This window comes from Chroococcidiopsis sp. [FACHB-1243], assembly GCF_014696895.1.
Classification (GTDB): domain Bacteria; phylum Cyanobacteriota; class Cyanobacteriia; order Cyanobacteriales; family Chroococcidiopsidaceae; genus Chroococcidiopsis.
In genome coordinates this window covers 1-9,313 of sequence record NZ_JACJQX010000091.1, presented here as the reverse complement: position 1 = coordinate 9,313, position 9,313 = coordinate 1, and the positions used below count along the sequence as shown (strand labels likewise).

At 46.9% G+C, this 9,313-nt stretch carries 9 protein-coding genes and 2 pseudogenes; 8 read left to right on the top strand and 3 right to left on the bottom strand.

The window, feature by feature from the left end:
- Positions 1 to 206: 206 nt before the first annotated feature.
- Positions 207 to 1,041 (bottom strand): annotated as a pseudogene (locus H6G17_RS35040) (IS5 family transposase).
- Between the two features lie 293 nt (positions 1,042 to 1,334).
- Between H6G17_RS35040 and H6G17_RS35035 the strand changes: the two are divergent.
- The 6 genes and pseudogenes from H6G17_RS35035 to H6G17_RS31170 form a co-directional block, all read left to right on the top strand.
- Complete coding sequence (locus H6G17_RS35035) at positions 1,335 to 2,303, top strand: AraC family transcriptional regulator (RefSeq protein WP_199317157.1); 969 nt, start codon at positions 1,335 to 1,337, stop codon at positions 2,301 to 2,303.
- Positions 2,304 to 2,542: 239 nt separating this feature from the next.
- Entirely contained in the window at positions 2,543 to 2,941 is a 399-nt protein-coding gene (locus H6G17_RS31190; protein ID WP_192162457.1) for a RidA family protein, read from the top strand.
- A 34-nt stretch (positions 2,942 to 2,975) separates the two neighbouring features.
- Positions 2,976 to 3,374, top strand: a complete 399-nt coding sequence (locus H6G17_RS31185; protein ID WP_192162455.1) for a RidA family protein — start codon at positions 2,976 to 2,978, stop codon at positions 3,372 to 3,374.
- A gap of 44 nt (positions 3,375 to 3,418) precedes the next feature.
- Positions 3,419 to 3,856, top strand: a complete 438-nt coding sequence (locus tag H6G17_RS31180; protein WP_192162453.1) for a nuclear transport factor 2 family protein — start codon at positions 3,419 to 3,421, stop codon at positions 3,854 to 3,856.
- Between the two features lie 11 nt (positions 3,857 to 3,867).
- Positions 3,868 to 4,749, top strand: coding sequence for an NAD(P)H-binding protein (locus tag H6G17_RS31175; protein ID WP_192162451.1), 882 nt, complete (start codon positions 3,868 to 3,870; stop codon positions 4,747 to 4,749).
- A gap of 124 nt (positions 4,750 to 4,873) precedes the next feature.
- Positions 4,874 to 5,511, top strand: a pseudogene (locus H6G17_RS31170) (IS6 family transposase); the annotation flags it as partial.
- Between the two features lie 356 nt (positions 5,512 to 5,867).
- Here H6G17_RS31170 and H6G17_RS31165 read toward each other — a convergent pair.
- Positions 5,868 to 6,893, bottom strand: coding sequence for an NADP-dependent oxidoreductase (locus H6G17_RS31165; protein ID WP_192162449.1), 1,026 nt, complete (start codon positions 6,891 to 6,893; stop codon positions 5,868 to 5,870).
- A 32-nt stretch (positions 6,894 to 6,925) separates the two neighbouring features.
- Here H6G17_RS31165 and H6G17_RS33010 point away from each other — a divergent pair, with 32 nt between their 5' ends.
- Positions 6,926 to 7,258 (top strand): hypothetical protein, encoded by a 333-nt coding sequence (locus H6G17_RS33010; RefSeq protein WP_199317155.1) that lies wholly within the window; start codon positions 6,926 to 6,928, stop codon positions 7,256 to 7,258.
- Positions 7,259 to 7,320: 62 nt separating this feature from the next.
- Here H6G17_RS33010 and H6G17_RS31155 read toward each other — a convergent pair whose 3' ends face one another.
- Positions 7,321 to 8,256 (bottom strand): AraC family transcriptional regulator, encoded by a 936-nt coding sequence (locus H6G17_RS31155; protein ID WP_192162447.1) that lies wholly within the window; start codon positions 8,254 to 8,256, stop codon positions 7,321 to 7,323.
- 168 nt (positions 8,257 to 8,424) lie between these two features.
- Here H6G17_RS31155 and H6G17_RS31150 point away from each other — a divergent pair, with 168 nt between their 5' ends.
- The gene (locus tag H6G17_RS31150; protein ID WP_192162445.1) at positions 8,425 to 9,180 is read left to right on the top strand and encodes an SDR family oxidoreductase; all 756 of its coding nucleotides are present in this window, start codon (positions 8,425 to 8,427) and stop codon (positions 9,178 to 9,180) included.
- Positions 9,181 to 9,313: the final 133 nt, after the last annotated feature.

The window sequence follows — 9,313 nt, the reverse complement described above, 5'->3', positions numbered from 1 at the left end:
GAGAAAGAGGAAACTATAGTACCAGGCGTGTTAAATTTCACTCGAATCAGTCTAATTAATTTTTTGTTACATACTTGTAAATTTTCCTGTCTACTTACTTAGATATAGTCATCGTAGCAGTGCAGCGAACAGAGATTGAGATAGAAACAGGAAAGAATGAGGACGGCGCAGCGAGAAAAGCTAAGAGCGCATTTCTAAATTAATTATTAAACTGTTTTCACTTCACCTAGATATTGCAGCATGAGTCGAATCATTGCTCCCTGAATCATGGCTTCACTGACTTTCGGCAAGAGTTCATAATCCTTGCTTAAACGTCGATTCTGATTGAGCCAACCAAATGTGCGCTCCACAATCAGTGCGTTTTGAAAGAATAACGCAGCTCGATTCCGAACGTCTAACTACTTCAACTTTTGCACCACACAACTGCTCGACAACTCGGGCAAAATTTTCGCCTTGATAGCCTTGGTTTACCCAAATCAGTTGCAGTCTCTTGCTTTGCTCTGTATCCAAGTCATCCACAGCAATTACACCACCCCGCTGCTCAGAACAGTTTGCCTCAACCACCACAACCGCCATCAGTAAACCTAGTGCATCGACAAGAATGAACCGTAAGAATGAACCGTTTACGCCCTTGAATCAATTTACTGCCATCAAAGCCGTAAACTTCTCACCTCAGGTGCGGGACTGTCGGGCATTGCCCGCTCAATGCGCTGGCTCCCTTTTTTCCGCCGTTTTCACCGACCGACTATCGAGGCTAGCCGCACTTGCTGGCGCTTGTTTGCCTACACGTTGTCGTACATCTTGTCGTAAACAGTCATGAATCTTCTGCCAAATACCAAAGCGATCGCCATTGACGAAAGTATTTGTACACTGTTTGCCATGCTGGTAAATATGAATGGCAGGTCGCTCCAAATACAGCTATGATGAATTTGGTAAAAAATCGCATTGAAGACTTCTCGCTCATCTATTTCGCGTTTGCGTCCGCGTGTTTTTGGCAACGGCAACAATGGCTGAATGATTTGCCACTTCATTGTCACTCAAGTCTGTACTGTAGCGTTTCTTGGCGCGTTATGTTGCACGGTGAAATCGTCGAGGCTTCGAGGTTGTAACCATTGTTCCTTCAAGGAAACACAGTCGGACTTTAGATCTGTAGCAGAATTTTTGGCTCATTTCTGTCTGCTTAAGCTTCTATTTAGAAATGCGCTCTCAGCCTTCGCCACTTCTGTCAGTTGATCGGGATGCTTGATAATATATTGTCGCTCGAGCAATTAGTTAAGCTTCTTAGTTCGGGGATGCGATCGTGAATGAATCTGAGTTCTGATGAAGCAGTTTGAGTGGTTGCATCACAACGATCGGCGATAAGATCGCCATTAGATATCTCTAGTGAGTCAGGTAAGCCGAAGCCGATGACAAGCAACTTAGTGAGCGCGATCGAACTCCAGCAACGCTTGAATAAATCCCTCATATCCTCCAGCCAGTCACTAGGCTGGAGCGGAGTTTTAGTTCAACAATATCGAAGTTCTTCCACCGTCTGTGAGATGGAGATTCCGGCTTTATCGGATCATTGGCTCAACTTACCCTTGGGAAATCCTGCTCAATTGACTCAGCAGCGCGACGATCGCTTACATGAGTCAATCATTCAAAGGGGTCACAGCATCTTTACTCCGGCTGGACAACCAAGCTACTGGCGGGGTGAGGCAAGTGATATTGATGAGACAATGCTACACATTCACTTGACTCCAGAACTGGTGAAGCAAGTTGCCCAAACCTCTGAACTCGAGCGAATCGATCTTGTAACCTGTTTTTCTAAATATGATTTGCGCCTCCATCAGATTGCGATGCTGCTTTTGTCTGAACTCAAGTCGGATGGCATCATGGGTCAGCTTTATGTGGAATCATTAACCCAAGTGCTCGTCATTCATCTGCTACGACACTATTCCACCTCTATGCAGAATATTGCACCCAAGCACAGCGGTTTAACTGCCACTCAGTTACGACAAGCGATCGATTATGTTCAGGCTCATCTCGATCGAAACTTATCGCTGGCTCAAATTGCAGCAGCGATTAGCATCAGTCCGACCTATTTTTCCAGGTTGTTCAAACGTGCTACCGGAAGTTCTCCGCATCAGTATGTGATTCAACAGCGGGTCGAACGGGCGAAAGTCCTGCTGAAGACTACAGATTTAGCGATCGCGAATATCGCTTTACAAGTTGGCTTTTCTAGTCAGAGCCATCTGACACATCACTTTAAGCATCTCACGGGTGTCACGCCAAAACAGGTTTCTAAAATCACAAGAATCTGATAAATCATGGTCAGATTCTGATAGAAGTTGCAGGTTAAAACTCTCTACACTTGAGATAGAAAAGATAGAAAAGGGAGAATCAGAAAATCGAGCCGCTGCTGTTGTTTATGCCATGACTCAACCCTTCATGCAGAATATTTTGATGTGAAGTGCTGAAAATTCAACAACACAAACTGGAGTAGTAACACGAGCAAGAAACCGATCGACCCTAAAAAACTATATTCTGGTAGAGAAACATAATGGAAAAGCCTGAGTTTTTTGTCACCCCTGGCTATGGGGAACGCCAACTGAATGGAATGCATTATTCGCAAGCAGTAAAAATTGGAAATCGAGTAGAAACATCAGGTCAAGGCGGCTGGAGTGATGATTGGAAATTTCCCGAATCGCTCGCAGATGAGATTGCGCAGGCGTTTCGGAACGTAGAGCGAACCTTGGCGACTGCGGGTACTGGTTGGGAGCATGTTGTCCACGTCAATTCCTACCATGTAGGATTTCCTCCTGTAGCTAACGAGACGATGGTGAAGCTATTTCGTCATTACATGCCTAACCATGCCCCGATTTGGACACAGCTAGGTGTCGCAGCTCTTGGAGATCCAACGATGCGTGTTGAAATCCGCGTTACTGCAATTGTTCCGTAAGTTTCGCATCAACGACACAAACTAGAGTAGCAACATGAGTAAGAAACCGATCGACCCTAAAGAACTCTATGATGGTTCTGCATTTGGCATGTCTCAAGCCGTTATTGAGACAGAAACAGGACTACTCTACATTTCTGGACAAGTGGACTGGAATCAACAATATGAGACTACAGAGAAATCTGTCGAAGGACAAACGAGGAGGGCGCTGAACAACCTCAAAATTGTCCTAGAGAATGCTGGCTCGTCAGTCGGTCAGCTATTGCATGTTCGCGTTTACGTTCGTGGAGAATTCGGCGAATACATGAATACCATTGCCCCTATTTTTTCTGAGTTTGTAGGTGAGTCTCGTCCTGCCGTGACTGGAATTGGAGTCGCTTCTCTGGCATCACCAAAGACTCTAGTTGAGATTGAAGCAGTAGCAAGTGTTAAATAGCCCAAGGATGAGAGTCGTCCTACAGTTTTTGACCGACACAAGATATGGAACAGAATTCGATCGCTCAAGTTTTTGCCGCTCATCTCGCATTAATTGGAACAGATATGAGGGCTTGGTCTGACCTCTTGGCTGAAGATGCAGTTGTAGAATTTCCCTATGCTTCCGCTCTAGGTTCACCGAGCCGATTAGAAGGCAAACCTGCGATCTATAACCACATGAAGAACGCAGTCGCACAATTGCAAAACTGGGTCTTTACAGATGTTCGTGAATATCAGACGCTGCTTCCAAATGTTCTATTCGCTGAATTTCATGGAGAAGCTGTGTTTGTGGCGACGGGTCAGCTCTATCAGCAAGACTATGTGGTGCGACTAGAAACAAAGAATGGAAAGATTATTCACTACCGCGAATATTGGAATCCGGTTCCGATACTTGAAATAGTGGGCAGCAGCGGAACTGCTTTCCCATTGAATCCAAACTCATAGAGAGAACAAAGGTGAAAATTGTCATCGCAGCCGCATCTGGTAACATTGGACGACGCACCGCAGAAAAAGTCATCCAAGCAGGAGCCGAAACGATTCTCTTAGCCCGGCATCCAGAGAAGTTGGCAGATTTAGTCGCTCAAGGTGCGATCGTTAAGCCGATTGGCAGTGACGATGCTCAAGCATTGATAGAAATAACCCAACAGGCAGATGCTTTGTTTTGGCTAACACCACCGAAGCTTGATGTGCCTAACTTGAGGGATTGGTATCTTCAAACAGCAAAGGCGGGCGCGAACGCTGTATCAGCAAATGGCATTCCGCGGGTCGTGAATATTTCTAGCATTGGTGCAGGTGCAAAACCAAACCTGGGCACAGTTTCATTGAGTGGAAATGTTGAATCGACCTTCAACCAAACTACTGCCAATGTAGTCCATTTACGTCCTGGCTATTTTATGGAGAATTTCCTGGCGCAAATCGAGACGATCCAAAGCGATCGCATAGTTCGGTTTTCTTATCCGAGTGACCATGATATTCCCTGGATTAGCACTGATGATATCGGGGATGTGGCAGCACAATATCTCCTGGATCGGCGTTGGGCAGGTCAGTGGACTCGTAATTTGATGGGACCCGAAAATCTAACGTTGCTTGAAACATCTGCTACCTTGTCGCGAGTGCTGGACTATTCGATCGAATACGCTCAAGTCAGCATTGAATCGCTCCAGCAGCAGTTTGCAGCAATGGGCGCAACTGCTGAGGTTCAGCGCGAAATAGGCGATCTGTTTCGTGCTCTTGGCGATCCTGATGGAATTTATGCAACAGCACGAACCCCAGAAGCAACAACACCAACGACATTTGAGCAGTTTGTCAAGAACAAAATACTTCCGAATCTCCATTAAGAAAAAAGGTGCTCCGCTCAGACTAAACTGTAACCGATGCTGGCTTCAGCGTCGATGAATAAATAGGGGTTCTGTCGCAAAAATGATAAGGTGAGGAGGCTTATTTCCTCTGACCTCAACCTAAATGGCATCCCAGCCCCTGTTTAAGTGGCGGCACTTCTTGCCGGAGATTGTCGTGCTGAATGTGCGATGGTATTGTCGTTACTCGCTGAGCTACCGAGATTTAGAGGAGATGATGCAAGAGCGAGGGGTGGAGGTGGATCGCTCCACGATTCACCGATGGGTGTTGAGCTACACCCCGGAACTGGACAAACGAGTTCGACCGCACCTGAATCCGACTAACGACTCGTGGCGGGTGGACAAAACCTATATAGAGGTCAAAGGCAAGCAGAAGTATTTGTACCGAGCTGTTGATTCAACTGGTCAAACTCTAGACTTTTTGGTAACAGCCAAGCGCGATGCTCAAGCTGCTAAACGGTTTTTCTGCAAAGCTTTGAAGGTAGTTCACAATCAGGAACCAAGAGTGATTAATCTGGATAAGAATGCCGCTTATCCTAAAGCAATTGGTGAACTTAAAGTGGAAAAAGAGTTGTTCAAGCAGGTAGAGTTACGACAGCATAAATATCTGAACAATCGAGTCGAACAGGATCGTATGTTTATTAAAAAATAGTCAAACCTGGCATTGGGTTTGGTTCATTCAACATAGCGCGACGAACGATAAAGGGTTACGAAATCATGAACATGCTACGAAAGGGACAAGTAAAAAAAAGTTGAGCCAGTGCGTTGCGGAGGTTCCCGCGCCCTGTAGCAACTGGCGTAGAAAAAGGAGCCGTCAGAGAACGGGTCAAATTCATTGCTGAAATTTTTGCAGTGAGTGCATAATTAATTCCTTTTCCAGGGAGTTTTCTGTCCTCAACAACTTTTTGCAACACAGCCTTAGCAACCAGTTGGTGCCTTTACGTCCTAACCGCGCCGAACCTAGAGTGACAAAACGAAGACCCAAGAGTTTTCCCAGAATGCAGCAACCTCGCTCGATCCTCAAAGCCAAGCTCGTTGCCTGATACACCTTATTTCAGTGCCATTCAACTTTAGACGGCTAGCTTGGAATTTTATACTTTTCAGACATCTTCTGAAACTTTGATGATGAGCTTGCCCTTATGCGTGCCGTCAAAGAGCTTGTTAAATGTACGGGGAGCATTCTCAAGACCATCAATCACATCGACACGATATTTAATCTTGCCCTGAGCGTACCACTGATTTAAATCTGCTATGGCTTCCTGGGCGCGGTTGAAATAGTCGAGGATAATAAATCCTTCGACCTTCGCACGCTTAATCAAGATGTTGACAAAATTGTATGGCCCGGGCACTGGTTCGCTAGCATTGTATTGCGAGATTAGACCACAAAGGACAATCCGCGCTCGGAGATTGATGAGGCTTAGGACAACATCAAGGATTTCACCACCTACATTCTCGAAGTAAACATCGATCCCATCAGGACAATGCTGCTGCAAGCTTTCGAGAACAGACTCAGTTTTATAGTTGATTGCGGCATCGAAGTTAAGCTCGTCTTTAAGCCAGCGACATTTTTCTTCACTACCCGCAATCCCAATGACACGACACTCCTTGATTTTTCCGATTTGCCCCACGAGAGAGCCAACAGCTCCCGCTGCTCCTGAAACCACAAGCGTTTCACCAGCCTTGGGCTTTCCTATATCCAGAAGACCGAAATATGCTGTCATGCCAATGAATCCAAAAAGTCCCAAGTACGCTGTCAGTGGGATGGATGAGTCTTTTGGCAATTTATCTAAGTCAGTGCCGTCCGCGATCGCATAGTCCTGCCACCCCAGGAACCCCTGAACAAAGGTTCCCTTTGGAAAGTTGGCGTTGCAAGATTGCTCGACGACACCAATGCCGAAACACCGCATCACCTCACCAATGACCACAGGTGGGAGGTAATTTCCTTTCTCGCCTAACCATCCTCGGTTGGTTGGATCGAGAGACAGATAAATGTTGCGGATGAGGATTTGTCCTTCTCCTGGAGTGGGTATGGGTTCTTGCATCCATTCAAAATTTGATTCTGCAATCAAACCTACGGGACGCGAGACAAGCCGCCACTGCCGATTCACTTTTGGGGTCTGAGGCATTGGATTCAGTTGGGGGAGATGTTCTACCTGCGATGTTAGAAAACCTTGCACTTGATGGAACCTGCGTTAGTTTTGGCACGACAGCCGGATTGGACATTACATTTAATGCTCTCCATTATCTTAGGAGAGCGATTATTTTAGGGGGAGATAAACAAGATAATTCACACTGCTACGCTCAGCCATCTCAAAACCCTTTAAGCCTAGGTAGCACTCACAAATTTAAGCTGCGGCACAAGGACAGCAGTGAAACGGTTGACTACTACCTAGAGCGCGGGTCTTTGTCGCTCGTGCTCCCTGGCTGTCAAGAAGACTGGGTTCACGCGGTGCCAAAAACCGCTCGTCTAGTTGACGAACGAATTGACTAGACGTTTAGACCACATGTGGAGGCGATCGGGAATGGCGAGCAAATACCTGATTGAGGCTCACCTTATCCGACTGAGAGTAAACGCCCGATATCCTGAATGGGCGGCGCACCAAATAAGCGGGCATATTCTCGGCTAAACTGGGATGGACTTTCATAGCCGACCCGATCGGCAGCCGTAATCGCATTGTAATTTTCCGCCAGCATGAGCCGACGGGCTTCTAGGAGTCGGAGCTGCTTTTGATATTGCAGTGGACTCATTGATGTCACTTGTTTAAAATGGTGATGGAAAGACGAAGGCGACATGCTGGCTTGCTCGGCGAGCTCGGCAACTCGTATGGGTTTGGTAAAATCCACCTTGATGCTTTGAATGACTGCCGCGATCCGTTGCATGTTACTACCCGATGTCGCAATCTGACGAACTGCTTCACTTTGTTCGCCGATTAACAAGCGGTAGTAGATTTCGCGAATCATCATCGGAGCCAGGATCGGGATATCTTGGGGTGTATCCAATAAGCGGGTCAGTCGCAGCGCACAATCGAGCAATGATACGTCGGCAGTGCTGACGAAAAAGCCTCGGACTGAAGTTTCTTTCTTACCCGCGATTCTCATTCTGAGAGGCTTTGCCAACGCATTGGTTTGGACAGCAATAATCTCACAGAGTTCGCGCGGGTCAAGCTCCAGTTTGAATCCTAAATAGGGGCGATCGGGAGTCGCTTCGATAATAAATCCGCTAATCGGTTGCTCGACTGAAACAACCAGATATTGCGCCTCACCATACCGATAGATTTCCTCACCCAGCGCTGCACCTTTTTTACCCTGAACCACGATCGCCAGCATCGGGGTGCTGACACCATGCAGCATCCTACCAGTCAAAGACTCACGACCAAATCCCAGCGGTGCGATCCTCGTTTGGTGAAACCCATCACCCTTGCCATCGGTGTGGCGGTCGAGCAGGGCGGCTAGTTCTCGACATCGAGCGACGATTAGTGCGTCTGTCATCGTTTTTGGCGCTTATCTTCTTTCGCATAATATTATAGAAGATTTTATCCAGTCCCAAGAGCGCAATCTGGAGGATTAGGCAATAAACGGCGAGGTCTGTGTATTGAAGAACCCAATCTGCAACCATACGATGAATATATTCAAACAAAGCAGCAGCAGGACAAGGCAATGACCAAAATCGCATTGGTAACGGGATCGAGTCGAGGACTGGGCAAAAGTACCGCTTTGAATCTGGCTAAAAAAGGGGTTGCTGTCATCGTCACTTACCATCGCAATGCCGAGGAAGCGAAAAACGTCGTCGCGGAGATTGAACAGCTCGGTGCTAAAGCTGTAGCACTGCAACTGGACACAGCAAGCATTAAAACTTTTGATAGTTTCGTCGCGCAACTCCAGCAGGTACTCAAGGATAACTGGCAAACCGAGCATTTTGATTTCTTGGTGAATAACGCTGGAACTGGTGTTCACTCATCTTTTGCCGAAACGACCGAGGAGGATTTTGACCATTTGATGAATATTCACCTCAAGGGCGTTTTCTTCCTCACTCAGAAACTACTGCCACTGATTAATGACGGCGGACGAGTTGTAAATGTTTCTACTGGGTTGACGCGGATTATCTTTCCGGGCTATGCCGCTTATGCAAGTATGAAAGGCGCGATCGAGACCTTAACTCTCTACATGGCGAAGGAGCTGGGAGCGAGACGGATTGCAGTGAATACGGTGGCTCCAGGAGCGATTGAAACCGATTTTCGTGGCGGTGCAGTCCGCGATAATCCAGAAATGAATAAACAGATCGCTTCCCTAACTGCGCTCGGTCGCGTGGGTCTTCCAGATGATATCGGGGGCGCGATCGCATCACTCCTATCCGAAGACAACAAGTGGGTGAATGCCCAGCGAATTGAAGTCTCCGGCGGTCAGTCGATTTAATTCAGACTCAATTCAACAGTCGGAAAACAACTATGTTACTAACCAGAGCAGGGATTAGTTAACATAAAAAAGTAGCTAAGTCTGGAGTGTGCCATGAAACTCAAAGACGCTCGCCATATGTCAGCCTCTGCCC

Bases quoted from the DNA above. Each gene is read 5' to 3' on its own strand.
- H6G17_RS31185 (WP_192162455.1), top strand. From the start codon at position 2,976: ATGAGTAAGAAACCGATCGACCCTAAAGAACTCTATGATGGTTCTGCA.
- H6G17_RS31190 (WP_192162457.1), top strand. From the start codon at position 2,543: ATGGAAAAGCCTGAGTTTTTTGTCACCCCTGGCTATGGGGAACGCCAA.
- H6G17_RS33010 (WP_199317155.1), top strand. From the start codon at position 6,926: ATGTTAGAAAACCTTGCACTTGATGGAACCTGCGTTAGTTTTGGCACG.
- H6G17_RS31180 (WP_192162453.1), top strand. From the start codon at position 3,419: ATGGAACAGAATTCGATCGCTCAAGTTTTTGCCGCTCATCTCGCATTA.
- H6G17_RS31155 (WP_192162447.1), bottom strand. From the start codon at position 8,256: ATGACAGACGCACTAATCGTCGCTCGATGTCGAGAACTAGCCGCCCTG.
- H6G17_RS31165 (WP_192162449.1), bottom strand. From the start codon at position 6,893: ATGCCTCAGACCCCAAAAGTGAATCGGCAGTGGCGGCTTGTCTCGCGT.
- H6G17_RS31150 (WP_192162445.1), top strand. From the start codon at position 8,425: ATGACCAAAATCGCATTGGTAACGGGATCGAGTCGAGGACTGGGCAAA.